Consider the following 26,322-nt stretch of genomic DNA (forward strand, 5'->3'; position numbering starts at 1 on the left):
GCGGAACCCGCGCTGTCGACATGCATGCGCGGTCTAGCGGTCCAGGTACGCCAGCCACTCACCGCCCGGCACGACATCGTCGTCGACATCGCCCGTCAACCGCGTGGTTAGATCGATCGGCCCGTCTGCACAGATTGCGCCGTCGACGTCGGCCGTCGGACGCATCAGCGATACGGCGCGGCCGGTCGGATTCGCAGCGCTTAACGGATTGGACACGTAGCGATACGGACTCACGCCGGCCGGCGCCGAACGGTCTGGACTCAGATAGCGCCCGGCGTCGGGATCGTAGTAACGCCGGCCATTCAGGTGCAGCCCCGTCTCGTCGTCCAGATACTGACCTGCAAACCGTAACGGCTGCCACACCGGCGTGGCGAGCCGCGTCCACGGTATCACGCGTCCCCATGCGTTGTAGCGGCCGCTCCACACGAGCTTGCCGCCCTCGTCGGTCAGCGCGACCGCGGTGCCGGCGAGATCGGTTTGGTAGTGATACACGTGCGTCGCGTAAAACGTGCCGTCGTCCCTGCGTTGCCGATGCACGCAGGCGAGCGGCGCAAACCCGACAGCGCCTTCCCGTGCCGGCTGATACAGATAGATCCGCACGTTGTCGCCCGTCGTTTCCTGAACGAGGCGCTCGCCCTGCCAGACGAAGCGCGTGACCGCCTCCGCGCGATCCGCCGGCCCGAGCATCCCGCTCGCTGTCGGTTGCGAAACCGATTTGGCCACGCGACGCCCCAGCGCGTCGTAACGGTAGCGCACGACGCATCGTCTGCTGCGCGCGCTCATCAGCCGACCGTCCGCGTCCCACGTGAACGTCTGTTCGCAGGCCGCGCCTCGCTTCGCGACCACCTGTCCCCACGAATCGTATTCGTAGCGATATCCGCGGTGCTCGCGTAGCCGGTGATCGGGATAGACGGTACGTTGCCATCCAGCGCTCGGCGTATCGAGCAGATTGCCGGCGGCATCCCACGTGAAGTGTTCGAGGCCGATGTCGTCCGACACGACCCGCAGCAGGCAGCCGCGACGATCGTAGTCGTAATAGGTGCGACCGTTGAAGCGATCGTCGACCTGCACGAGGTGACCGGCCGGGCTGTAGCGGAACTCGCGCCAGAACTCGGCGCTGCCCGGCAGCATCTCGTTGTCGGACGTGCGCGTCACCGTCATCGCAAACCAGCGCTCGAGCGATGAGCCCGCATAAACGGAACGCAGGTACAGCTCGCCGACGGAGCGCAGCAATTGACGCGTTCCGAGCTCGTAATGGAACGCGGCGATAGCGCGCACGTCGTCGCCGTGCGCCAGCCCCGCGAGCGCGACCGTACCGACGTCGTCACGCTCCGTCTTCACGATGTGTCCGTCGGGAAGCGTGACTGCGACGAGCCGTCCTGCAGCGTCATACGCGTAGCGCAGCGTGCCGTGCATGTCATGCTCCGCCGTCACGCGGCCGGCTGCGTCGTATTCGAAGCGAAGCGTGTCAGGCTCCACGCCGATCGCCGCCCCCGCGTCGGTCGGCAGGCATTGGATCATCCCGAGCAAACTGTCGCGTACGTACGTGTAGCGATAGCGCGCATGCTCGGTGTCGCGGCCTACCACCCGGCCGAGCGCATCGGTGGCGAACGTTTCGATCCGAGTGTGCCCGTCCGACGTCCACGTGATCTGCTGCAAATCTCCGGACGCCGCGTAGGAGAACGAACGCGTGACGCCGTCCGCATCGACGACCGACGTCAGCCGGTCGACCGGGCCCCAGGTCAGGCGCTGAATGCCGCCATTGCCGGCAACGGTCCGGATCCTGCGGCCGTGTGCGTCGAACTCGTGCGCGGTAACGTTCCCCTCCTCATCGACCGCACGCACCACGCATCCGTATTGATCGCGATGCCAGTGCCGCGCCTGCCCGTCCACGCCGATCGACGTGATCAATTGCCCGGCGGCGTTCCAGACCCGACGCTCCTGCCTGCCGTCCGGCAGCGTGATGACCTGCGGTCGTCCGAGCAGATCCGGTTCGAACTGCGTGACGGCGCCGAATGGATCCGTGATGGCCGCGACATGTCCGTTGGCGTCGCGCCGATAGACCGTCGTGCGTCCCGCGGCGTCGGTGCGCTTCAGCACGAGGCCGCGCGCGTCGCACTCCAGCACGACTGCGCCGCGCTGCTCGTGCGTGTCGGTTCGAATCTGCACGCCGTCACGCTCCTCATACGCAATCTGCGTGATGCCATCGGACGGCGACTGGAACTGCGTCGGACGCAACTGCTCGTCGCGCTGCCACAGCCACGTCCGATCGTCTTGCAGGCGAATGCTCAACGGCTCGCGTGTCGCGAACGCGTACACCGTCGAACGCACGCCGTCCAGCGGCGTCTCCTCGCGGGTCGGCCGGCCCAGATTGTCGTTGACCACGCGTATCTGGCGGTCGCCCGGCAGCGTCAGCTCGGTCGGCCATCCCGCGCCGTCGTATTGAAACGCATATCGCCGGCCGTCGAAATCGGCGTAAGCAAGCACGCGGCCGTGCTGGTCGTACTGCCAGTGCGCGGTATGACCGAACACGTCGGTCGCGCGCGTGCCGCGCTCGCCCAGTTCGTACGTGCAGCGTTCACGCGCGCCGCGACACGTCGAGCGCTCGACGACGCGCGGCGCGCCGCCGATCGTTTGCCACGTATAACGCGTCGTCTGACGAAGCGGGCCGACTTCTTCGATCATCCGGCCATCGGCATCGTAGGCAAAGCCGCGAACGATGTCGCCGTGCCGGTTGCGCACTTCGGCGAGCCGGCCGTGCTCGTCATATGCGTAGCGAACGAGGAAGCCGGTCGGGCCGCCGTCGACGCATTCAATGCCGGTCAAATGCACCGCGTCGCGCTCATAGTGCATGCGCAGCTCGTGCCCGCACGTGCCGCGCATGCGCAGCAAACGCCCAGCGCCGTCCCAGATGCAGCCGATCCGGCGACGCGCGAGATCCTCGACGTACTTGATGCGCGCGACGCCGTGTTGGTCGAATTCTCCGAACACGGTGTAATGAGGTGTCAGATCGGCGACGACGAACCTGTCGTCGGCCAGTCGCGCGACGTGAAGCTGCTCGGACGACACGACGATCTGACTACCTCGCTCGGGCATCGGCAGCGACACGGTCCGGCCCTGATCGTCGACGTAGTCGATCCGGTCGCCGTCCCGGCGTCGCAACACGGCGTCCCAGCCGGTCCGCCAGCCGGTTCCGAGCATGCCGTCGACGGACAGCGCACTCGAATAGAACCGCGCCCAACTCATCGGCAAACGGCCCGGCAGCGTGAAGTCGACTTCGTTGCGCGACAGGCATATCTTGCTGCCCGACACCATGTCGACCGACTCGCACAGGAGGCCCGACAGCGCGCGGTCGACGCCATAGCGACGGGCGAGATCGCCCGGCTGCTGCCGATGACGGTCGACGCGCGGCGCGATGTCGACCGACTCCAGCACCGTCCCGGGCAGCCCGGCAAGCACGCCGCCCAATCCTCCGATTCCACTCATGCGAACTCCCTGAACTTCTTGAATTGCCGTTAGTGCCGTCAGCCGCCGATGAACACGTCGCCGGACCCGGTGACGACCGGTGCGCCGCAGCACGTACAGCACGCCACGAACGCTGCCGGGATGCCGTTGATGAACACGGACCCGGAGCCGACGACGACTGCCTGGGCTGAACAATGGACACCGCATACCGCGACGCTGCCGACATGCGCGGCCGGTATCCCGTTGGTGAACACATTTCCCGAGCCGGTCACGATCGCACCACCATGGCCTATCGCGTCACCGACTCTAGCTGCAGGACTGCTCATGAAGAACGCTCTCCAGTCGAAACCACGCCGTTCGTTGCCGCAACGACCGTCGGGCGCGCAGCGGCATACGGCTTGGCAATGAAATTCAAATCTCCGAAACCGATGGCTCCTCGCTCGGCGGTGGCGTCTCGCTTGGCGGCGGCGTTTCGCTCGGCGGCGGCGTTTCGCTCGGCGGCGGTTCCTCGCTCGGCGGTGGCGTTTCGCTCGGTGGCGGCTCCTCGCTCGGCGGCGGCTCCTCGCTCGGCGGCGGCGCTTCGCTCGGTGGTGGCGTCTCGCTCGGCGGTGGTGTTTCGCTCGGTGGCGGCTCCTCGCTTGGCGGCGGTTCCTCGCTCGGTGGCGGTTCCTCGCTTGGCGGCGGTTCCTCGCTTGGCGGCGGTTCCTCGCTCGGCGGCGGCTCCTCGCTTGGCGGCGGCGCTTCGCTCGGTGGTGGCGTCTCGCTCGGCGGTGGCGTCTCGCTCGGCGGCGGCTCCTCGCTCGGCGGCGGCACCTCGCTCGGCGGTGGAGGATTGACGGTCGGCGGCGGCGGTACGGGCGGCAAAACCGGCTTGGTGATTCTCAAGAACGATCGCGGCAACGGGATCGGCGGAATCGCACCGCCGCCACCACCGCCGCCTGCGCCGCTGCCGTCGCAGCATCCGGGGTTCAACTGCAGCGGCGAGCCCTGGACGACCACCTCGTCGCTGCCGACGATCCGGATCTTCGTGCCGACCAGCTTGATCGTGCCGTCGGCCGTCATGTTGATGGCCGATGCGCCGCATACGATCGACAGCGCGCCGCCGACGTTCACCGCATAAGCGCCACCGACCGACGTCGACATCGCGCCGCCCACCGCGATCCCGTACGCGCCGCCGACGTTCAGCCCGCACGCGCCGCCGATCATGGTGGACTCGGCGCCGCCCACCGCGTAGCTCGCGGCGCCGCCCACGACGCTGCTGAACATCCCGCCGACTGCGCGCGTATGCGTCAGTCCGACGCCCAGCGACAGATTCACGCCGACCGTATGCGACTCGTTGTTCTTCGTCAGGCGGTTCATGTCACGCTCCGCCTGCACGTGGAATTCCTCCGCACCCAACTTGTCTTCGAAGCGGATGCCGTTGTAGTTGTCGCGGCCGCCGGTGATCGTCTTGCTCTTGAAGCCGCTTTTCGTCGCTTCCGCAGGCAGGTCCCACGGCGGCGGCGTCACGGTGTTGTACAGGCTGCCGAGGATCAATGGTCGATCCGGGTCGCCGTTCATGAAACCGACGATCACTTCCTGCCCGATCCGCGGAATGTAGATGCCGCCGAAGTTCACGCCCGCCCACGCCTGGCTCACACGCACCCAGCACGAATCCGTCGCATCGTTGCGCGCATACCGGTCCCACAGGAAGCGCACCTTGACGCGGCCGAACTCGTCGGTCCACACCTCGTGTCCCGGCGGGCCGACGACGATCGCCGATTGCGGGCCGCTCGTGGTCGGCTTCGGCGTCTCGCGCGGCATCCGGAACACTTCGCTCGTCGGCTGCACGATCAGCTCGTTGCCGCACTCGTAGCGATAGCCGCTGCCGGATTCGTCCGCGATTTCGGTCAGCATCAGCGCCGATTCGACGATCAGGTACTCGCGATTCGCTTCCTCGTGCTGATGGTTCGTCAGCGTGAACGTCTGGCCGCACGCGAGACCGCGCACGTTGCCCTTGCCGAATGCGCGCGTGCCGGCCGCACGACGCTCCTCCATCCGGATGCGGCTGATCAGGTCGCCATGCTTGCTGTCGGTATAGTCGCCCGGCCATTCGAACAGTTCGCCCTCGCCCCAGTTCGTATCGCGCGGTTGATGATTCGACGTCACGAGCAGCGCCCGCGGGCGCGTGAAATCGAAATCGTCGACGACCACGCGGCCCGGCCTCAGCGACTCGTTTGTCGAGAAGTAGTCGAGATACTCGATGTCGATCTTGCCGCCTTCCGGATGATGGCGAATTTCGTGATAGGCGGCACTCGGCGAGCGGCGATGCGCGCCGATGTGATCGCACAGCACGAGACGGTGCTTCCCAGCGGAATGCTCGAAGAACCAGTAAATCCCCCATTCCTCCATCAGGCGCTGGATGAAATCGAAATCCGTCTCGCCGTACTGGACCTGGAACGCCCGCGGTTCGTTGCGCGCGCTCTCGCCCTGCACCGTGTATTTGTCGACGTCGAGCCGCTTGTCGACCGGATACGGATAATCGCTCAGCACGGTGTCGATGATCTCGACCACCGTCTTGTCCTGAAAAATCTTGTAGTCGCTCGTCAGCGTGGCGAGCCAGAGCCACGGCCGCAGTACGATCCGATAGACGTTGTAGCGCCCTTCGGTACGCAGGAAACCCGCTTTCACGACGAGGCCGCTGATTTCGCGTCCGCCGGCGCCGACACCGCCTTCGGCGCCCGTGCCGACGCCCTCGAGCTGCACGCTGACGGTCATCTCCGTCCCGATCATTGCCTTCAGATCGAGGTTCGCACTCGTCGACAACGGCACGTGAAAATCGTCCGGCGTGCGCAGCAGCAGCTCGTATGCGTACAGCCTCCCGAGGTGTTCTTCGCCGCGCAGCGACAGGAACCGCAGCGCGGGCCGGCCGAGCAGCCGCGGCATCGCGTCGCTGCGAACCGTTACCGTGCGCTCCTGAACGATCGGTCCTTCCGAAGAGTTGATTGACATGCGGTCTTTTCGCTCCCACTCACCCAAAACAAACATGCGCGCGTGCGCATCGCGTCATATGCGCCGGCAGTCGCGCGGCGGCTCGACACGACGTCACGGGCCGGCCGCACGCGCGGGATACCGGACTCGCACGGCCGCGCGCCGGAGCAGCACGTCGATCAGCAGATCGGCGCCGATGCTCGTTGCGGCATCGCGCAGATAGCTCGCAGCCAGTTCGAGATCGGCCGGCTCGCGCGCATCGACGATCTTTCGGCCGAACGCTACGACTCGCCGCATGCAATAGATCGCGCGCGCGGCTGGAACCGGCGGCGCATCGCCCACCGGATCGATGCCCACGATCCAGCCGATCGGCACCGCATGCACGCCGAGCCACTCGCCGAGCATCCCGGCAATCGTCGCGAGGTTGCCGCCGGCACACAGCGCTGCCGCATTCGCGTCGTCGACACGCTGCAGCTGCGAAGCTGCCAGCCATAACGCGCGTTCGAGCTTTTTGATGTGCGGCGTGCGACGAAAAGCAATCAGTTCGCGGTATTCGCGCTGACGGCTGCGCAGCGTCGTGCAATTCGATGCAAGCGCTCGTTCGAGTGCGCGCGTGCTCGCGTCGTGCTCGCTCGGCAGTTGATCGAACGTGTATGTGTCAGCGTTCCGTATGTTCATGAATCTGCCTCGACTCGACATCGACGAAGCGCCCCGTATTTCGATCCGATTCTCGTTCGTCGCGACAGGCTGCTGCGGCCGCTTCGTATGCGCGTGCACCGTGGACCCATTGACGACGGACGAAGCCGCCGCAGTCGTCCTGCCGCCGGCGCCGTCCGCCGTCGCGCCCGGCCGCACATCGCAGCAGCGTCGTCCGCGGACGCGCCCGGCACGCCGGCCGGCATGCGTGCGCAGTCATTCGGCGGGCTGTGTCGAACGGCACGCAGCACAGTCGCCGCCCGGCGAGCGGATCGCCACGGCATACGGGCTCGCGCCGCCGGCAAAGAACCTGCGCGTCCGTCGCGCGGTGACGGATCTGTGAGCTCGATGCCGGCAGCCGCCTCGTCGTCGCCCGCATCCCGACGCTCATGCGAGGCCTCCCGGACATTGAAAGTCGGTCAGCAGATTGCTCGTCAGCGGATTCGACTGCCCGCTCGTCATCAGTTCGAGCGCCGCATGCCGGCCGTCGAAATCGAAATCCAGCGTCAGCCGGCTCGCCGACGCGGTGCCGGTGAGCCGGCCTCGCTCGATCAACCGGAACAGCGCCCACGGCCCGGTGGTGACGATCGTCGACGTATCGGGCCGGATCGCGGGGCGCGCGGCGACTTCGGCCATCGCTCCGCCGCGCGGACCGGGCCAGCTCAGCGCGAACGGCATGACGGGACCATGTACGTAACGCTGGGTCTGACCGTCGACGTCGATCAGCAATTCGGTGATCTCGGGGTCGATCGCCGCGACCTTGGCGTCCATCTTCCACGCCATCCGCTTCGCGCCCTGATCGCGAAAAAACACTTCGCGGATCGCGGACGCCCTTTCGAACGGTTCGAGGCTCGGCCCCTTGATCGGCGGCATGCCGGGGCTCAGCGACTTGTAGCGCCACGGCTTCGCGTTCGTGTCGACATAGTTCGCGAGCGATTTCTGGAAAAATTCGTCGAATACGCCGCCCGCCGCGAACATGCGATTGAAGTCTTCTACGTCGACTTCCTGGCTGCTGCGCGCGAACGGATACTTTCCGCCGATCGTGCGTCGGCAGCTTTGCCCGACGCTCGTATCGACCTGCATCGCGAGCAACCCGCCGACTTCCTGTCCGACCTTGTCCGCGACCTGCGTCGCGATGCCGCCCAGTACGAGCCGCAACGGTGCCGGCAGCTTTTCCGCCTCCGTCTGCAACGTCGTGCCGATGTCGAGCGCGGGCGGCATGCTGTTGGCGGACAGCGCATTGCTCGCGACGACGACTCGCGTGTATTGCTCGTTGATCAGCGCGAGGATCGCGTCGAGTTGCAATGCCTTGGCGCCGCCGGCCGCGCCCGGCGTATCGGTCATCGCCGGGCCGCTGCCGGTGTCCGCCTGCCCGGTCGTGACCTCACGCAGCGCAGCGAAGCGGTTGTCGACGAATTCCTTTTCCATCCGCTGTTCGGGCCGCTGCGCGGCAAGCTTCGCTGCGTCGATGGCCGCGCTTTTCGCGACCGCGGACTGGCGGCCGACCGCCGTCAACGCGAGATCGCTCAGCGACGACGAGTCCGGCGCATCGACGATCGACAGCGAGGTTTCGCGAACCGCCGCGCGTGCGAGCCTCACCAGCGGCGAGTCCGGCGCCGCGAGCGCGCGCAACGTCGCCAGATCGAGCGTCAGTGTGCCGTCGCGGCCATTCTCGCCGCCGATCGCCGGCCGAATGTCGGCGAGAAACTGCTGCCAGTAGTTGCCGTAATCGATCAGATACTGACGACGAATCTCGTCGGCAAGCGACGACCTCGCCGTCACGACGCGCATCTGCTGTATCGACGCGACCAGGTCGCCGCGCTTGCCGACACGCCCCATGACCCAGTCGTCGTCGTTCTGTGCGCGCGCGAGGAATTCGGGCAGGCGCCGGCTGAACAGCGTGTGGTAGCCGTCGTACGTGTAGAGCCCCGGCACGCCCCGTTCGAAGCGCGAGCCCTCCACCAGCCTGAAAAGCGACGCGCCCTGCAGCCCGAGCGCCTGCGCGAGCGTGAAATTGTCGGGCGCCTCTTTCGCCATCGCGCCGATCGCCCGCTCGTAAAGCCGTTTCGGCGCGGGATTCCGGCTCAGGAAGAGTCGCGCCTGCTGCACGAGCGCGGCATTCAGCCCGACGGTCGGCGTAATCGGACGGGCGTTGCCGAACAGCGCGTCCAGGTGCCGCGCCATCGCGTTGCGGCCGCCCATCGGCGCCGCGCTGTCGGAACGCTCCCAATCGCGCAGCACCCACGCCCTCACCGCGTTCGCGTCGTAGTGCTCGGCGTCGTACAGCATCAGGTAGACGGTTAGCGTCCGGTACACGTCGTCCGAGTCTTGCGCGGCGATCTGCGCACTCAGCTCGCGTTCGACGCGCGTCACGATCTGCGGCAGCAACGTTTGCTTCAGCAGACTCAGATAGGTCGTGTCCGATGCCGTGACGATCGCCGGAACGACATAGAGCCCGTAGCGGTACGCGCCGCCCGGCGCGTCGAGATCGAGATCGCCGTGGCGCGGCAGATCCGCCGAACCGTCGAGCAGCCCCCCGATCGCAGCTGCCTTCGGCGCCTTGCCGTATGCCGCGGCACGCGCGGCAAGCGCCGACGTCTTGCCGGAAATCGCGGCCAGATAGTGCCGGTTGTTCTCATAGCTCACCGTCAGCGAAAACGCGAGCCACATGAACAGCGCCACACTGAGCAGATGACACGCGACACGCATCGCCCTGAAGCGAATCTCCCACTTCAGATCGGCTCTGACCAGATGCGCTTCCGGCACGATCACATGCTGGAACACGTTGCGCAGGAAGAAGCTGCGATGTCCGGACATCGCGCCGTCGCAACGCAACTGCGCCGATGCGCCGCTGCCCGCGCGCGGGCGCGCCAGCTTGCGCGTCAGCCGCTGCAGCACCGTGTCGCGATCGGCGGCCACGATCGCGTCCGTCTGCTCGGCGCTCGTGAAATACACGCCGCGCAGCATGTTCTGCAACTGTGCGTCGTCGTAACGCGAATCGAGGAATACCAGCTCGAGCAGATCCGCGAGCGGCGCCGACAGACTGCGAAACTCCTGAGCCAGCGGGTACAGTCGTTTGCGCCGCTCTCCCTCGTACTCTTCCAGCAGGCGGTTGTTCAGGCCCGCATCGATCCGCGCTTCGAGCAGCGTCAATTCGCGCAGGCAGTGACGTCGCAGCCCGTCGACGACCGGCGCGCCCGACTCGTCGCAAGGCAGCGTGAAGCCCCAGATCTGTGTGCGCGCGTCGGCGGTCAGCGACTGGAAATACTCGGTGAAGCCGGGCAACAGATCGAGCTTCGTCACGAACACGTACACCGGGAAACGGATTCCCAGTTGCTGCCGCAGTTCGCCGAGCCGCGCCCGCAAGCTCGCAGCGAGCGCGGTGCGCTCGGCATCCGACCGGTTGACCAGATCGGCGACGCTGACCGTCAGGATCGCGCCATTGAGCGGCGCGCGCGGCCGATGCTTGCGCAACTGGCCGAGCAGTTCCTTCCATTCCGCGGCGTTCACGGTCTTGCCGGTTTCGTCCTGCGCGTCGTCCTGCTCGACGTAGCGGCCCGCGGTATCGATCAGCACCGCCTCGTTCGCAAACCACCATTCGCAGTTCGCGGTGCGCTCGATGCCGTTCACCGAACGTGCCCCCATCTGTCCGGTCAGCGGGAACTGCAGGCCGGAACCGAGAATCGCCGTCGTCTTCCCGGCACCCGGCGTGCCGAGCATCATGTACCACGGCAACCCGTACAGATGCCGGTCGACCTCGAGCAGGCGCCGCCACCCGAACGTGCCGCCGCGCAGCCGCTTCAACTGCGCAACGGCCTTCGAGACGACCATCGCGACCGCGCGCGCTTCGTCGTGTCCGGCTTCGACCGGCCGGTCGCCGCTCGGCTCGAGAAAACGCTTCAGCAGCGCATCGTTCGATCGAAGCGCGTGCCACAGCTTGTACAGGCCGTATACGGCGTAGCAGAGCAGAATCGCCACGACGAGCAGGACGCGCACCGCGATCGGCGCGAGCGGACGATGCTCGCCGAAGCCGAACAACGGCCCCACATGCCAGAGCGCGACGCAAAGCGCGATCACCCAGACCGGACTCAGCGGCAACCGCATGAGCCACAGCACGAGCAGGCCGAGCAGCAGTGCGATCGCAATCGAACGGATCACGACGCCGGCGAACGGATGCAGTTCGCCGAACACAAACAGCGGCCCGAGGAACCATACCGCCGCGCATGCCAGCAGAACCGCCGCGCATGCGAGCATCCGCCACGAGAACAACCATCTGAAAAGACGCTTCAAATAAGCCATGCTGAGTTCCGGTGCTACAGGGTGACCATGATTTCGACGCGGCGGTTCAGCGCTCGGCCGGCGGCCGTCGCGTTGTCGCCGACCGGCTGCGTGTCACCCTTGCCGACCGCGCGGATCCGCTCGGCCGGCGTACCATCCCGCTGCAGGATCTGCGCGACATAGGCCGCGCGCTTTTCCGACAGCGCAAGGTTGTTCGCGAACGCGGCGCTGCGGATCGGCTGGTTGTCGGTATGCCCGGTCACGAGCACGGTGCCGCCCACACGGGCGACCTCGCGCGCGACCTTGTCGAGGATCGGCTCGATCCCGGGCAACACCGTGCTCTGGCCCGACGCGAACATCGAATCGCCTTTGAACACGACGATGCTGCGCCGCTCGTCTTCGTCGACGGTCAGCACGCCGCGCGCGATCTCGTCACGCAACAATTGAGACAGACGCAAACGCTGCGGCGCGGACGCCAGCCGCTCGCGGCCGATCTCGAGAATGCGCGCCTCGAGCGCATGACGCTCGGTCAGCAGCCGGTACTGGTAGAACACGAACAGCCCGGACACCGCCAGCGCAGCGCAGGCGGCGGAAACCCAGACCGGCACGCTGCGCAGCAACGGCAATCTGCCCGGCGGAGCGCCGCGCCAGTGCGGCGACAGCTCGGGCTGGACCGCGTCCCGCGCACCGGTGATCAGCGTCCACAGGCGTTGGCGAATCTGTTCGAGATGACGGCGTCCGTCCGGCATGACGCTGTAACGCCCTTCGAATCCGAGGCCAAGCACGCGATACAGGATTTCGAGGACGTCGACGTATTCCTGCGGATCGGTCGCCATTCGGCCGATCAGCAGGAAGAACTTCTCGCCGCCGTCGACTTCGCCTTCGAACGTGATCAGCAGGCTTTGCGCAGCCCATACGCCTGCACCGCCCCACGTCGTGCGGTTGGCGGCCTCGTCGAGCGCAGTGCATAGGCAATAGCGCGCGACCGCCATGTGCTTCCATCGCAGATCGGCCTTGTCGCACACCTTCTGGAACAGTCCGATCTCGCGCACGAGCAGCGTCCGCAACCCGGCCACCGCGTCCGACGTGTCGAGCGTTGCCGGCATGTCGGCCAGCATTCTGAGCAGCGGCCGCGCCGCCTCCAGCAGCGGATTGGCCGACGCCAGCACCTCATCGACACGCTGCTGGATATCCGCGACGGCGTCGAACCCGTCGGCATCGGCCGACACGGGCCTGACGTCGCCGACCGGCTCCTTCGGCGGCTCGAGCGACGCGCCGGAGCCGTCAGCGAGAAAGTCGAATGCGTCTTTGTCGAACGTAGCGGAATTCATTTATGGCGCACGCCCCACAGTTCGAGCTTCAACTCCGGGAAGTGGCCGGCGATGTGCATCGCGAGCCCGCCTTGTTGCGCGATCTGCTCCCAGAACGGCCCGCTGCGCGACAGCTCGTAATAGATGTAGCTCGAATTGAACGGAATTTGTCGCGGCGGCACGGGCAACGGCACCATCGTGAGCCCCGGCAGGTGCGAACGAATCAGTTCCGGCAGGCGCTGCGGCTGGCTGATCTTGGTCTGCGCCGCGAATTGCTGCTGCAGGACGTCGGGCGACATCTGCGCACCGACCGCGAGCACGAGGCTCGAATAACCGGACAGTTCGGCCGGCATCACTGCGGCCACACGGATGCCGTGCGGTTGCTCGGTCAGCGGTATCGGCTGAGCGCCGCGAATCAGCACCTGGTTGAGCAGGTAGTGCACCTCTTCGACAAGCGGCCGAATGCTCGCGTACAGCTGCGCATGATCGTAGCCCGGTGTCGGCAGCGGCCGGCGCGTCTGTGGTCGAACGAACGTCGACAGTTCACCGGCCATCATCGCCAGCTCCCGATACAACGCGTGCGGCGGCGTCTCGTGAATCCGGCAGATGTGTTCGAGCAGCGGCTCGTATCGATTCAGCACTTGCAGCAGCAGGTAGTCCGATACTTCCGCCGCCGCACCCGCGCGCCCGTCGCTCCCCGACAGCCGTGCGGCCAGCGCATCGGCGCGCAGCTTCGTGAGACCGTGCAGTTGCGTCGCCCATTCGCGCAGCAGCGGGTCGGCACCATACTGGCTGACCGGCGGAATGTGGTCGGTATCGTGAAGCGATACCGACCCGTCCGCGTGCAGCGTCTTGATGCGCGTCAGCGCGATGCCGATCCACGATTGCGTCAGTTCCTTCTCGGGCAGCAACCGCAGTCGCAGGTTCGCGAGTTGCACGGGCTTGGCTCCCTGACCGATCGTGTTGCTGTCGCGCAGCTCGTTTTCGAACGCGAGATAGCGGGCGAGCGACGCCGCATCGTCGCGAAACACGGTTTCTTCGGTATTCGGCAATCGCAGCGGAACAGCGAGATAGACGATCTGGTTCTGGTGCTCGGGTGCGATTGTCAGCGGCGGCGGCGGTGGTGCATGCGCGGGCACGTCGAACGGCGTGCCGTCCGGAAACACGCCGGCACCGCGCTTGAACACCAGCTTGCCGAACGCGAGCGACTCGTGGTCGATCTCGAACTGACTGAATCCCCAGAAGAACGGACTGAGCGGCGCAGAGCGCTTATGCGCGAAATGTTCGAAATAGCGCTCTTGCTGCTGGAACAGCTGTGGCAGCAGGAAAAGACCTTCGCTCCACACGACCTTGTTATGCCAACTCATGTCAGTCCAATTCGGTAACCAGAACGGCGCGCTGGCCGATATCCACGTTCAACTTGATCTTGGTATGCGCGGCGAATAGCCGAAGCCACGCTTCGTCGGGTCGCGGCGGCAAGCGGTAGACGCCGCGCCACACCGACTTGCCGAGCTCGCGATATCCAGCGAGTACGCCGAACGCGGTCGTCGCCGCATTGATGCGCCGGCGAATGTTCGCGACGTCGCCCGGACGCAGGACGAACTCGTCGATCGCGATCGCGTCGTCGCCCAGCGCTTTCTTGCTGTCGCTCTGCAGCGTGAAGAAGTCCGCGTTGTCGAACGTGTAGGCGGACTTCAGCTCGTAGATCCTCACCATGATCGGCGCGGGGCGGCCCAATTCATCGGGATTGACGCCGGCGCTCACGTTGATCTTCAAATTCAGCGAGGCCGGTTTCGGTCCGTTCGGTGCGCCCGCGCACGCGGTCAGCGACAGAAACGACAGTCCGAGCGCGATCCGTTCGAGCGCATCGCGACGCGTCACCGTGTCATGCGGCAATCGAGAAAACATTTGGAAGATCCTGTGCCACCAGGGGCCGCGGTTGACCGGACGCGGCGCGTCGCGCTGCTACCACGGTCAACATCCCGCGAACCCGCCGACGTCGACGGCGACGCCGGCGGATTCACCCCGAAACGACGGACGATGCTCAGGCCGCGTTGCGCTTGATGTCGAACGTCGCCGTAATCGCACCGCCGCTGCCGCCCTGAGCGTTCTGCACGACGTATTCCTGCTTGAAGCGCGAGAACGACAGCCGAACGGCCTCGCGCGGACGCGACTCGTCATCCGCCACACCGGCCGGGCTCACCTGCGTGACCAGCACGTCGTTCATCGTCAACAGGATGTATTCGAGCGGGTTGCCGCCGGCCTTGCGCACCGTGAGCTTCGCTTCGTCGATGTGCTTGCCGAGCAGACAGTACTGAACGAGATTCGGGCTCGACCGATCGATGTAATGCTCGAATTGCAGATCGTCCACGGTAGCCTTGCCCGCGCCGCCGCCCGAGCCGAGATGCATGTTCGACTGCTGCGATACGTTCCACGACCAGCTCAAGACCTCGATTTCGTTCTGGTGAGTCGCGTCCCTGGATTCGCCGTCGATTCCGTTGATCTTGAGGAAAATGTCGTGTGCCATGGCATCACTCCTTGTTCTTGGTTGAGTTTTGGGTAGCGGTAATGTGATCAGGGCGATTTGCAGAGTGCTGATCACCACTCTCGGCGCACAACGCCGCGCCGGAATCCCGGCACACCGATCGCGCCTATTGCACCGACGCGGTATCGGCATGCCGGAGTGCGATCGCCGTCAGCCGCCGATCGCCGCATCGATGCGGTGCGATCACGCGGCGGCCTTGACCGACGGCAGCTTCGCAACGAGCCGCAACGACACGGTCAGACCTTCCAGCTGGAAATGCGGACGCAGGAAGAACTTCGCTTGGTAGTAGCCGGGATTGCCTTCGACTTCTTCGACGACCACCTCGGCAGCGGCAAGCGGACGACGCGCCTTGGTTTCCTGGGACGAGTTCGCAGGATCGGCGTCGACGTAGTACATGATCCATTCGTTGAGCCATTGCTGCATTTCGTCGCGCTCCTTGAACGAGCCGATCTTGTCGCGCACGATGCATTTCAGGTAGTGCGCGAAGCGCGAGCACGCAAACAGATACGGCAGACGCGCGGAAAGATTCGCGTTCGCCGTCGCGTCCGGATCGTGGTATTCGGCGGGCTTTTGCAGCGACTGCGCGCCGATGAACGCCGCGTAGTCGGTGTTCTTCCGATGGATCAGCGGAATGAAGCCGTTCTTCGACAGCTCGGCCTCGCGTCGGTCCGAAATCGCGATCTCGGTCGGACATTTCATGTCGATGCCGCCGTCGTCGGTCGGGAACGTATGGCACGGGAGGTTTTCGACGACGCCGCCGCTCTCGACGCCGCGGATCAGCGTGCACCAGCCATAGTGCTTGAACGAGCGATTGATGTTGACGGCCATTGCATACGCAGCGTTCGCCCACGTGTACTTGCGGTGATCGGATCCGTCGGTCGCCTCCTCGAAATCGAACTCGTCGACCGGGTTGGTGCGGACGCCGTACGGCAACCGTGCGAGAAAGCGCGGCATCGCTAGACCGATGTAGCGCGCATCCTCCGAGTTGCGCAGCGAGTTCCACGGCGCATACTCGAGGTTCTGCGTGAAGATCTTGGTCAGATCCCGAGGGTTCGCCAGCTCTTGCCACGAATCCATCTGCAGCACGGACGGCGACGCGCCGGTGATGAACGGCGCATGCGCGGCGGCCGCGACCTTGCCGATCGATGCAAGCAGATCGACGTCCGGCGGCGTGTGATCGAAGTAGTAGTCGGCGACCAGGCAGCCGTACGGCTCGCCGCCCAGCTGACCGTATTCCTCTTCGTAAATCTGCTTGAAGAACGGACTCTGATCCCACGCGACGCCCTTGTAGCGCTTCATCGTGCGGCGCAGATCCTCCTTCGACACGTCCATGAAGCGGATCTTCAGCTTCTCGTCGGTTTCCGTGTTCGTGACCAGATGGTGCAACCCGCGCCATGCGCTTTCCAGCTTCTGGAAATCCTCGTGATGCAGAATCAGATTGATCTGCTCCGACAGCTTGCGATCGATCTCGCCGATGATCGCCGCGATGCTCTTGTAGGCGTCGTCCGACATCGTCGCCGAATTGGCCAGCGCCTGCTCGGCGAGCGTCTTCACGGCGGCTTCCACCGCTTCGCGTGCCTGCTCCGTCTTGGGTTTGAACTCGCGCGACAGCAACGCGTTGAAATCCGATTCGATGCCGAGCTGCGCGTCCGCAACGCGCGCCTGCGATTCACGTACAGCCATTTTCTTCCCCATCTGTTAGATCGTGGTTTGCCGCCCGGCGCGTCACTCTTGGTCTTGCGACTCCGCGGAGTCCGGTTTCCGCGTTTCGGGCTTCGGCGCCTTTGCAAGCGCGTTCAGCAGCGCCGGATCCTTCAGCACCTGGCTCACCAGGTTTTCCGCGCCCGACTTGCCGTCCATGTACGTCTGCAGGTTCGCGAGCTGCGTCCGTGCGTCGAGCAGCTGCGACAACGCGTCGACGTTTCGCGCAATCGCCGCCGGCGAAAAGTCGTCCATGCTTTCGAACGTGATGTCGACCATCAACTGACCGTCGCCGGACAGCGTGTTCGGCACCGAAAACGCGACGCGCGGCTTCATCGCCTTCATCCGCTCGTCGAAGTTGTCGATGTCGATGTTGTAGAACTTGCGATCGCCGACCGCCGGCAACGGCTCCAACGGCTTGCCGGAGAGATCGGCGAGCACGCCCATCACGAACGGCAACTCCACTTTCTTTTCGGAACCGTAGATTTCAACGTCGTATTCGATCTGGACGCGCGGAGCACGATTTCGCGCAATGAATTTCTGTGCACTATTGGATATGGTCATAACGTCTCCAGACTTATCCGAATGAGGTAAATATCAATGAGCGAATGCTCGTCCGTTTCGCTCTTTTCAGCGCAAACCCGAGCCATCTTACGGGACGCGATCGTCAACTTATATAGGATCGGTACTAACTTATTCGGTTAAATTGGAGACTTTGTGAATTCATTTAACGAATCGACAATCTCGATATTTTTAATCTCAATAAACGCGCGGATTTAAAACGCGGACCCCGGCACACGATTCGGACAAGTTGCTCTTTCTAAAAATTGCCGGCGTGTCGAAGAACCGCCGCCGTGCGATTGCAGCGACCGCGTCGAAATGAGCAAACGGCGATGCGCCGGCGCTCGAGCACATGCCGGCGCCGTCAATGATCTGCGGCGTCCGGAATCAGCGAAACGTCGACGCGCCTGTTCAGCGCCCGGCCTGCCTCGGTCGCGTTGTCGCCGATCGGGCGCAGGTCTCCCATGCCCTGGATCGCAATACGCGTGATCGGCAACCCGCCCTCAACGACCAGCCAATCGCGGATCGCACGCGCACGCGCCTCCGACAACCGAAAGTTCGCATCCGGCGATCCTTCGCTGTCCGCATGCCCCTCGATCAGCACGCGGTGGTCGGGGTTCTGCAGGATCAGCCGAAGCACGTGCGCCAGTTCGCGTCGAGCGCGCGCCGCGGAAAAAGTAGCCTTGCCGCGCGCGAACAGCGGCAGGCTGTCGAGCTGCAGTGTCGTCACCGGCGGACGATAGGCGGCCAGCGCCGCATCGAGGCGGGACATCAACGCGTGTCCCGGATACAGTCCCCAGCCCGCCGCGAACGGCGCGCCGTCGCGTAGATGGCGCGCGATCTCGTCGCGCGTCGCACGCAACCGGTCGAATGCGTCGATCGACGCAGTGATCCGCTCGCGCGGCGTGTTCCAGTACGCGGACAGATCGCCAGCGACCCGCTCGACGAGCCGGCCGTTCACCACACCGGATATTGCAATCGCCGCGGTCGCGGCCGCCGCGCTGGACAGCAGCACATGCGACGCGAGCGGGCGCGCGCGGCCGATCCGCGCCGAAGGTGCGGACGGCGCCGCGGCACGCGCCGGCACATGGACGAAAGGTAGCGGCAGCGGCCTCGTGATCGGCTCCGTCGGCCGCCGCTGCAGCCCTGTTCTGGCAATTAGCCAGCGTGTCCATGCACCGGGCCGAACCGGCATATCCGGGATGTCGGCCAGCGAAGCGCCGCGTAGTGCGAGCGGCGCCGTGTTCGACAGCGCGGAGATCGACGATAGCAAGGCCGCCTCGTCGAGCCAGTCGAACACCGCAAGCCCGAGTGCGCTCCGGACGATCGCCGCTCGTTGTCGCGACTCGGCAAGGTGACGGCGGATCGTCGGCAATCGATCGTAAAGCCGGACCGCGTTGTCGACACGCGCCACACCGACTTCGAGCACGTCGCCGAACCATCGCGTTTCGGCCACGGCGTCGTCGTCCGTACCCAGACACGCATACACCGCGACATGGCAGGACAACACGCATTCGGGATGGCAATACGCGGCCTGCAGCGCGATGCGCCATTGCGCAAACTCGCGGCGCAGCACGCTTTCGTCGTCGCCCTCTGTCACCACGGGCAGCAGCGCGGCATCCGGGAAGCGCCCGCGCGCCGCCTTCACCTGCGCCATGACGTCGTTCAGCCGCTCGGGCGTGTCGGCCAGCAGCCACACCGCGCGATCGTCGCGCCGAAGCGTCGAGCGCCGCTGGTCGCGTGGAAACAAAGCGGCCGCGCAAGGGCCGACGACGACGATCACCGCAAGCTCACGTGCTGCGCTGTCGAGCCCTTCGTCGGCCCCGGCGGATGCCGTGGATTCGCCCGATCGATCGCCGGCTGCCGTGCGCCGGTGCTCGCGCCATACGGCCGCCCGCACAGCCAACGCGACGGCCAGCGCAATGCACGTCGCGCTCAGCCAAGCCGGCAGCGGCGCGAATGCCCAAGCCGCGCCGAATACGACGACCGGCATCGCGATCCAGATCAGCGCAACGTCGAACATCGATCGATTCCTCACCGTCGCGCCTCCTCACTGTTCAGCGCGACGCGCGCCGCCGACTCGGGCAAGCGCTCCACCGCGCGCCGCAACGAGATGTCGCAGGCGATCCAGACGGCTGCGAGCACCGCCATCGCGACCATCGCTTGCCAAAGCGGCGTCCATGCGCGCGCGGCCGCCGCGGCAAAGCGCCGCGCGAACGACCGTGCGGGCTCGGACGCCGATTGCGCGACACGCTGTTCTCCGTGCGAAGTCGCCGCGCAGCGTGCGTTCGGAACATCACGAACGTCGTCGCCGTCAGGCGATGGCCGAAGGTCGAGCAGCGTCCTGTACACGTCGAGTAACTGCGCATCCGAATCCGCGGCGCTCGACCACGCGTCGAATCGCGCGGTTATCCCGCCGGCATCGCTGCGCAGACGATGAAAACGGAACAGCAGCGTCTCGCGCAACCATTCGTCTTGCTTGCCCGCCGGCAAATGACGCAGCGTCACGTCGTCCAGCAGTTCGCACTGCGCGATGCCGACATCGCGCACGATGTCGGCGGCGTAACCGCCGTCGCGCATCGCCTGATCGAGCCGCTCGACGAGCCCGATGCAGCGCGCGCGCCATACGTGGATTTCCGGTATCGACGCACGCTGTGCGAGCAACGCGACGTGAAGCACGGTCTCTTGAAGCGACGCGCGCAACGCGGCGCCTGAACGATCCAATGTCATGCGAATGGCGAGGAAAGCGGTCGGTGAAGTGCCGTCACGGCATTTGAATCACGAAGGTCGCGTACGTGCGAACCCGGCCCGCGCTCGTCGGACCGGTCGCGTAATACTGCGCACCGAACGGAACCGACGTCGTGGCCGACGCGTCGATGCTCACGGTCTTCATCGTCGCTGCATCGCCGACCTGAATCGGCGAGCCGTCGCCGTTCGTCAACTGCACCTGGACATTCTTGGCGCTGGCCGGATCGCTCGGACTCTCGATGTCGAGATTGCCGTTCGCGTTCGTCGTCACGCCGCGCTGAAAATAAACACGTACTGCGTCGATGCTGCCGTCGCAACGCAGCGGAATGGTGAAGGCCGTAGAACCCGCCGTCAGTCCGGGCGACGTCAGCGATGCCGTCGAAATCCGCGGCAACTTGATCGTTTGATTCTCCTGTCCGGCCACGATCGTGCACGTCACCGAGTTGTAGGAGCCCTGGAACTTGACCGTCACGGTGGGATTGCCTGCCCCCAAAGCAGCGCCCGCCGGCCAAGCGGCTATCGCTACCGCCGCGCTCGATGCAACGCATCGGATGCACCGCGATGCGTGCGTTCGTGTCATTCTGCCCATCAACCTGTGCCTCACTTTGACGCGCGCGCGTCATTGCATCGCCGTCGCGTCGCATCGCAAGCGCACGCGCGTCGCCATCTTGATCTTCGTCGCATCCGCCGGTGCGGCTGGTATCGCATAGGGAAGCGTGCACTGGTCGGCAGGCCCGACACCCCACTTCGCGGTCAGCTCGCCCGAGCCTTCCAGCCCGCGCAGGAATGCCATGCCGCCCTGGCCGACGCCGCCGATCGACTTGCCCGTCGCGTCGAACAGCTGCGACCCCATCGGCAACGGCGAACCGTCCCGCCGCTCCATCGTCGCGAACACCGGGCGGCCGCGCACCGTATTCATCTTCACGAATACGACCGAGTTGTAGCGCGGCACCACCTCCTCGATCGTGTTACCGAGTTCGACATCGTCCGGCAGGCGGGACGGATCGATCTCGACCGTGTTGACGCGATACGGCATCAACGAAGGGATCACCGCGTACCCGAACCGGTCGATCGCTGCGCCTTGACCGTTGACGATCTGCCCGCCGGTCGCGCCCTTCGCTTCGATCAACGCCGCTGCCTGGCCGAGCGGCGGGCTGAGCGTGACGCCGCCGCGATGCACGATCATCGCGCCGTTTGCACCGAACGCCGCCTGGCGCGTCCGGTTGCTGAGCGACGCGTTCGCGCTGTAGGTGCCGATGGGCGAGCGGTACGTACCGTAGCCGCCGAACGAAGCGAGCGTATCGCCGCCGTGGATACGCGATGCGGTAATCCCGTAACTGAACGGCGCGATGCTGTCCTGGCTGCCCGACATATCGATCTGCACTGCGCTGTTCCCGCTCGAATCGCGCGAAGCCGACGTGGTCAGCGAACTGAAGACGCTGCTCCGCGTGTAAGTCTGCTTGCCGAGCGGAATCGTCACGTTGACGCCGACCTGCGTGACGGTTCGATCGTCGCCGCTACGGGTCCGCTGCGCATAGACGGAATACGACACGCGACGGAACGTGCTGCTGACGCCGATCTGATACTGAAGGTCGCGGCCCCGTTCGCCGCCCCAGTAGTCCTGTGAGCTGCCGGTCGCGTAGATCGTGCTGCGTTCGCCCACGCGTTGATTGACGTTCAGTTGCAAACGCGTGCGAGCGCGGTAGCGATACTGGCCGGCCGAGCCGTTCCAATCGTTGCGCGCACTGACCGCGTCCTGAAAACTGAAAAAGCTGGCCGTCGAATAGCGGTACGCGGCCACGGAAAAATGAGTGCCCGTCGACGCCAGTGCCTTGCTGTATGTGATGCGGGAACTGAGCCCGCGATACGTGCGCCGACCCGGCACCTGCGTATGCGCGGACGTCACGTCGAACGCGAACGCGCCGACGGACGTATTCAACGCGACTCCGAACAGACCTGAACCGTAGCCGGCCGACGCCAATGCACCGGCATAAGCGGTGACGAGATTCGTGATGCCGCGCTGATAGGTCAGCTGGGCGACCCACGGCTTCGCATCGGACAACGTATCGCGATACTGCCCGACCGTGACGCTGAAACGATGTTGACCCGGCCGCAACAATTGCGGAACGGCGGCGAACGGCACGGAGAAGCGCCGCACACGTCCGTCCGATTCGGTGACCGTCACGTCGAGGTCGCCGCCGTAGCCGGTTGCAGGTAGATCGTTGAACTCGAACGGCCCCGGCGACACGGTCTCCTCATAGATCGTGTTGCCGCCCTGCCGCACGACTACGCGCGCATTGGTATCGGCGACGCCGCGGATCGTCGGCGCATAAGCCTGCATTGAATTCGGCAGCATGCGATCGTCGCTCGACAACTGCACACCACGCACGCCGAACGAATCGAAAAGCTCGCCGCTCGTGAAACTGTCGCCGAGCACGATCTGGCTGCGCAGCGGCGTGATGTCGCGCTGAACGAACGTTTCGAGACTTCGCCATGACACACCGGGCCCGCGGCTCGCCCAGTTCAGCGTCGAACGGTGACGAAAGCGCCACGGACCGACGTTCACGCCCGACTGCAGGCCCGTATACAGACTGCTGAAGTTGTGCCCGAAGAAATTGCTCTCGCTCGTATAGCCGTTGACGCTGTACTGCAGCAGCCCGACGCTGATTCCGTCGTCCCAGCGCGACGGATCGACGTAACCCTGCGCCGTCTTTCTCATCTCGATCTGCGGAATCGTCAGATCGAGCGTCAAGTCCGCACTATCGAACGTATAGGTTGCGCCGGGTATCGCGTCGCGCAGCGCCGTGCACGCGGTCGACTCGCGCTCGTTCACGGGCTGGACGTCGTCGTCTCGCACCCGCTTCGGCTGATGAATTCGGTTTCCGACCTTGTCGCCGTCGACACCGAACTGCTCCAGCATCGCGATCGGGAAGCACGGCGCGGCGACGTCGCTGCCGGGCACGGCGCGAAACAGCACGTCGCGGCGCCCGTGCCGTTTGCCGTTGACGGTCACATCGACAGCGTAATTGCCGGGCTCGACCGGATTGCCTCTCGCGAAACGCGATAGATCGACGCCGCTGCCGGCGAATAGTCGAGGGTTGAACGCAACCACCGCGGGTTCCGTCGCGGTCAACGCCGCCACGTGCATCACCGGCTGCGTCGTTACGCCGGCCGCCACGTGTGCCGCCGACACGCCGTCTGCCTGCTGGCCGGCATCGACACCGCTCAGTTCGGTCGCGCCAGCGTCGTCACCGGTGAAGCCCATGCCGAACGCGAGACTGACCGCCAGCGCCACCCGCCGGCGGCGAAAGACGCTCAGATCGACATCATGGCTACCGCCAAACGCGATATTTCGTGCTGCTTGAACCACTCTTCGATCCTCATCGTTTCCGACACAGTCGGCTGTTATTCCACGGTCGCCGACCCGGCCACCTCCGCGCCGTAATCGTTGAGTAGCCGATAAGAAACCGTGCCTCGCGCGAGCGCGGCATGCGCACCCTTCTGCTGCACGAACGACACGTGATCGAATGGCGGCACCATCGACGGGTCGAACTGGATTTCCCTGTCGCCGGCCTTCAATGTCACGCGGCTGAACGACACGTAATAAGGAGACGGGTTGTCGACGCGCAGCACGCTCGCGCCTTTGTCGTCATGGGCGATCGTCCATTTCAGCGGCGCGCCGGATGGGCCGTCCTGAAGCGCGGCCGGTCGGAAGAAAAGCTTGATGCGCGTGCGAAACGCGAGTTGCAGCAGATTCGTGTCTTCCGCGTTCGTCGGTTGCGGGGGAATTTCCTGAACGTTGAACCAGAACAGCGATTCGCGATCGGTCGGCAGATTCGTGCCCGTGTACATCACGCGCAACGTCTGTCCTTTTTTCGGCTCGACGCGAAACACCGGCGGCGTCAGTACGAACGGCACGTTGATCTGATCGGGATTCGCGTTCGCGTCACCGTCGTCGATCCACGATTGCACCAGCACTGGCGCCGCTTCGATGTTGGTCAACCGCACATTGACTTCGCGACTTTGCTCCGGGTAGACGATTCGGGTGCCCGTGATGACGATCGCCGCTTGGACCGAGACCGCCATCGCGCCCAACGCGAAAGCGGTCGCGACGCTCGTCCATTTCCATAACCGCACGCAAACCTCCTTGATCGGTCGTCGCGCGGATTCCGGACGCTCCTTCGTGGAGCGTCCGGAATCCGCCTACGAGCTACTTGAGACCCGGGATTAGAGATAAGCGAGCGTGAAGCGAGCGAAGGTATTCACCTTACCCGCCGTAGTCGCGCCGGTTGCGTAGTACTGACCGCCGTAGATCAGCGTCGCGCCAAGATTGGGGGCTGTGCCCGCCACATCGAAGTAATGACCTGTCGAGCCGGCGCGGATCCCGGTACCGTCGGAGTTCACCAACTGAACGACGACGTTCTTCGCCGCAGTCGTACCGGTGAGCAGGTTCTTCAGATAGCCGGTGGCGGGATCCATGTTCGTCATCTCGAAGTGGGCGGCGACCTTTTTCACGTCGGCCGAGCATTTCGTCACGTTGATTTCGAACGACGTCGATCCTGCCGTGTCGCCGCTCTTCGCCAACGCAACCGTCGAGACCTTCGGCAGCGTCACTTTCTTGTCTTCATCGCCGGCTGCGATCGAACACGTGCTCGCCGTCAGCTCGCCGTCGAACGTCACCTTGCCTTGCGTCACGGCCGGCTCCGGCTTCGGCTCCGGTGCGGGAGTTTCTCCGCTCGTCTGTGCAAAGGCCGGCAACGCCACCCACGAGCCAAGCAGCATCGCTGCGGAAACGGCCAATACCTTCTTCTTCATTGAATGCTCCTGCTCAAATGAAAGTACATCGAACTTTTCGACCAGGTTCACGAGCCGCCATGCCGCCCATCCAGGCCATGTTTATCTCGTTTAATTGAACCTGTAAAAATACTAACAACCCCATTTCGGCACTGATATAGGACGAGTTCAAACTTTCAGGCAGTTCTAGATTTGAGCCTGCAAAACCGCAAAAAACAGGCAATTCGTATAAGAAGTGCCGCGTCGTTCGGAGACAAAAAAGACGCGGCATGCAGGACGTCGAATGTCGCTTGCGCAGTTGAAATTCGAAGAGCACGGCGTCGCGTCGAATGCGAGTCGGCGCGGGCCGATAACGGCGGCTGCTTCGCACCGTGGAAGTCGCGCATCGTCGAAAGCAAAACTCGACCGAACGGCCAGCGCGTCGTGATGCGCAAGCAGCGAACAACGACACGCCGGTGTCCGTGCTTCTCGACGCACCGCTCGTCGATCGCCGGCTTTCAGCTCATGATGCGGGCCGCCCATACGATGCGGCCTCGTGCGTCAAAACACATAGCCGATCGTCGGCGCGCGCTTTCGATCGATATCGAAAGACGGCCCGTTCGACGCGACGACCGCCACGCTCGTCACGACGTCGCGGTAAGCGCGGGGCTGCGGCATATCGAGCGTGATCGCGCGATGCTGGGCGGCCGCAACCGGAGCCATGATGTTTTCGTGGACCACGCTTCGGTACGTGCGGTTGTCGCGGTCAGGCCCGACCTTCGTCTCGGCGGTCAGGCGCCAATCGACGTCGCGCCGCGCATCCGCGGTGGCGAGCATTGCGTCGTGCGCGGTCCGGTACGGCTTCTGCGACGCCGCCGACGCAAGCCCGCCCGCCTTCGGCGCGACGAGCGCCGCGGCAATTTCCGTCGCGCTCGGCATTTCGGACAAGGTATTCGCGCGCGACGTCGGATGCGCGTCGTACGGCTGTGTCACGTGCGCGTCGATCGCTACCGCCGAAAGCCGCTCGGAAATACGTCCGTCCGGCTTCGCGTGTACCGCGCGGACGAGCGGGCTGCGGTCATGAGAGTCGGCGTGAGATACCGCGTGCGTGCGGACCCGCATCGCGACATGTGGCCGTCGCGAAGCCGGCGCGCGATCCGCCGTCGATGGCGGACGATCGCCGCCGATGCCGGCCACCTGCGCCGCAAGCTCGTCGATACTTACCGGCGCTAATTGCGCGATTGGCCGTCCGCCGACGAGTTGCCGCGTCGGCTC

The 26,322-nt window shown here is 65.1% G+C and carries 18 protein-coding genes; 1 reads left to right on the forward strand and 17 read right to left on the reverse strand.

What is annotated here, in order from left to right:
- Positions 1-33 precede the first annotated feature (33 nt).
- The 17 genes from BUB20358_RS15325 to BUB20358_RS15405 form a co-directional block, all read right to left on the reverse strand.
- Positions 34-3,486, reverse strand: coding sequence for an RHS repeat-associated core domain-containing protein (locus BUB20358_RS15325; RefSeq protein ID WP_035971547.1), 3,453 nt, complete (start codon positions 3,484-3,486; stop codon positions 34-36).
- 38 nt (positions 3,487-3,524) lie between these two features.
- Positions 3,525-3,791, reverse strand: coding sequence for a PAAR domain-containing protein (locus BUB20358_RS15330; protein ID WP_035971546.1), 267 nt, complete (start codon positions 3,789-3,791; stop codon positions 3,525-3,527).
- 85 nt (positions 3,792-3,876) lie between these two features.
- A complete protein-coding gene (locus tag BUB20358_RS15335) occupies positions 3,877-6,456 on the reverse strand; it encodes a type VI secretion system Vgr family protein (protein WP_035971545.1) in 2,580 nt (859 codons plus the stop codon).
- Between the two features lie 93 nt (positions 6,457-6,549).
- Complete coding sequence (locus BUB20358_RS15340) at positions 6,550-7,113, reverse strand: hypothetical protein (RefSeq protein WP_006763103.1); 564 nt, start codon at positions 7,111-7,113, stop codon at positions 6,550-6,552.
- Between the two features lie 405 nt (positions 7,114-7,518).
- The gene (gene tssM / locus BUB20358_RS15345; protein WP_006763102.1) at positions 7,519-11,430 is read right to left on the reverse strand and encodes a type VI secretion system membrane subunit TssM; all 3,912 of its coding nucleotides are present in this window, start codon (positions 11,428-11,430) and stop codon (positions 7,519-7,521) included.
- 14 nt (positions 11,431-11,444) lie between these two features.
- Positions 11,445-12,740, reverse strand: a complete 1,296-nt coding sequence (gene tssL, locus BUB20358_RS15350) for a type VI secretion system protein TssL, long form (RefSeq protein WP_006763101.1) — start codon at positions 12,738-12,740, stop codon at positions 11,445-11,447.
- The gene (tssK, locus tag BUB20358_RS15355; protein WP_006763100.1) at positions 12,737-14,086 is read right to left on the reverse strand and encodes a type VI secretion system baseplate subunit TssK; all 1,350 of its coding nucleotides are present in this window, start codon (positions 14,084-14,086) and stop codon (positions 12,737-12,739) included. Before tssK ends, tssL begins: the two co-directional genes overlap by 4 nt.
- A 1-nt stretch (position 14,087) precedes the next feature.
- Positions 14,088-14,627, reverse strand: coding sequence for a type VI secretion system lipoprotein TssJ (gene tssJ / locus BUB20358_RS15360; RefSeq protein ID WP_006763099.1), 540 nt, complete (start codon positions 14,625-14,627; stop codon positions 14,088-14,090).
- Positions 14,628-14,763: 136 nt separating this feature from the next.
- Complete coding sequence (locus BUB20358_RS15365) at positions 14,764-15,246, reverse strand: Hcp family type VI secretion system effector (protein WP_035971542.1); 483 nt, start codon at positions 15,244-15,246, stop codon at positions 14,764-14,766.
- A gap of 201 nt (positions 15,247-15,447) precedes the next feature.
- Entirely contained in the window at positions 15,448-16,947 is a 1,500-nt protein-coding gene (tssC, locus tag BUB20358_RS15370; protein WP_035971540.1) for a type VI secretion system contractile sheath large subunit, read from the reverse strand.
- Between the two features lie 42 nt (positions 16,948-16,989).
- On the reverse strand, positions 16,990-17,529 hold the full coding sequence (gene tssB / locus BUB20358_RS15375; protein WP_006763096.1) for a type VI secretion system contractile sheath small subunit: 540 nt from the start codon (positions 17,527-17,529) through the stop codon (positions 16,990-16,992).
- A 361-nt stretch (positions 17,530-17,890) separates the two neighbouring features.
- Entirely contained in the window at positions 17,891-19,309 is a 1,419-nt protein-coding gene (locus BUB20358_RS15380) for an OmpA family protein (protein WP_223473311.1), read from the reverse strand.
- Between the two features lie 251 nt (positions 19,310-19,560).
- Positions 19,561-20,256, reverse strand: a complete 696-nt coding sequence (locus BUB20358_RS15385) for a DotU family type IV/VI secretion system protein (protein WP_081293564.1) — start codon at positions 20,254-20,256, stop codon at positions 19,561-19,563.
- Between the two features lie 34 nt (positions 20,257-20,290).
- Positions 20,291-20,854: a fimbrial protein gene (locus BUB20358_RS15390; RefSeq protein ID WP_052688723.1), complete on the reverse strand. Its 564-nt coding sequence runs from the start codon at positions 20,852-20,854 to the stop codon at positions 20,291-20,293.
- Between the two features lie 39 nt (positions 20,855-20,893).
- Positions 20,894-23,539 carry a fimbria/pilus outer membrane usher protein gene (locus BUB20358_RS15395; protein WP_105773955.1) on the reverse strand — a complete coding sequence of 882 codons (2,646 nt, stop codon included), beginning with the start codon at positions 23,537-23,539 and terminating at the stop codon, positions 20,894-20,896.
- Between the two features lie 140 nt (positions 23,540-23,679).
- Entirely contained in the window at positions 23,680-24,411 is a 732-nt protein-coding gene (locus BUB20358_RS15400; RefSeq protein ID WP_006763093.1) for a fimbria/pilus periplasmic chaperone, read from the reverse strand.
- 90 nt (positions 24,412-24,501) lie between these two features.
- Entirely contained in the window at positions 24,502-25,089 is a 588-nt protein-coding gene (locus BUB20358_RS15405; protein ID WP_035971538.1) for a fimbrial protein, read from the reverse strand.
- 171 nt (positions 25,090-25,260) lie between these two features.
- Here BUB20358_RS15405 and BUB20358_RS15410 point away from each other — a divergent pair, with 171 nt between their 5' ends.
- Entirely contained in the window at positions 25,261-26,280 is a 1,020-nt protein-coding gene (locus tag BUB20358_RS15410; RefSeq protein ID WP_128567331.1) for a hypothetical protein, read from the forward strand.
- The last annotated feature ends 42 nt before the right edge of the window (positions 26,281-26,322 follow it).

It is taken from the genome of Burkholderia dolosa (assembly GCF_902499135.1).
Taxonomy (GTDB): domain Bacteria; phylum Pseudomonadota; class Gammaproteobacteria; order Burkholderiales; family Burkholderiaceae; genus Burkholderia; species Burkholderia dolosa.

Coding starts and splice junctions, on each gene's coding strand:
- BUB20358_RS15325 (WP_035971547.1), bottom strand. CDS start 3,486: ATGAGTGGAATCGGAGGATTGGGCGGCGTGCTTGCCGGGCTGCCCGGG.
- BUB20358_RS15330 (WP_035971546.1), bottom strand. CDS start 3,791: ATGAGCAGTCCTGCAGCTAGAGTCGGTGACGCGATAGGCCATGGTGGT.
- BUB20358_RS15335 (WP_035971545.1), bottom strand. CDS start 6,456: ATGTCAATCAACTCTTCGGAAGGACCGATCGTTCAGGAGCGCACGGTA.
- BUB20358_RS15340 (WP_006763103.1), bottom strand. CDS start 7,113: ATGAACATACGGAACGCTGACACATACACGTTCGATCAACTGCCGAGC.
- tssM (WP_006763102.1), bottom strand. CDS start 11,430: ATGGCTTATTTGAAGCGTCTTTTCAGATGGTTGTTCTCGTGGCGGATG.
- tssL (WP_006763101.1), bottom strand. CDS start 12,740: ATGAATTCCGCTACGTTCGACAAAGACGCATTCGACTTTCTCGCTGAC.
- tssK (WP_006763100.1), bottom strand. CDS start 14,086: ATGAGTTGGCATAACAAGGTCGTGTGGAGCGAAGGTCTTTTCCTGCTG.
- tssJ (WP_006763099.1), bottom strand. CDS start 14,627: ATGTTTTCTCGATTGCCGCATGACACGGTGACGCGTCGCGATGCGCTC.
- BUB20358_RS15365 (WP_035971542.1), bottom strand. CDS start 15,246: ATGGCACACGACATTTTCCTCAAGATCAACGGAATCGACGGCGAATCC.
- tssC (WP_035971540.1), bottom strand. CDS start 16,947: ATGGCTGTACGTGAATCGCAGGCGCGCGTTGCGGACGCGCAGCTCGGC.
- tssB (WP_006763096.1), bottom strand. CDS start 17,529: ATGACCATATCCAATAGTGCACAGAAATTCATTGCGCGAAATCGTGCT.
- BUB20358_RS15385 (WP_081293564.1), bottom strand. CDS start 20,256: ATGACATTGGATCGTTCAGGCGCCGCGTTGCGCGCGTCGCTTCAAGAG.
- BUB20358_RS15390 (WP_052688723.1), bottom strand. CDS start 20,854: ATGACACGAACGCACGCATCGCGGTGCATCCGATGCGTTGCATCGAGC.
- BUB20358_RS15395 (WP_105773955.1), bottom strand. CDS start 23,539: ATGGGCTTCACCGGTGACGACGCTGGCGCGACCGAACTGAGCGGTGTC.
- BUB20358_RS15405 (WP_035971538.1), bottom strand. CDS start 25,089: ATGAAGAAGAAGGTATTGGCCGTTTCCGCAGCGATGCTGCTTGGCTCG.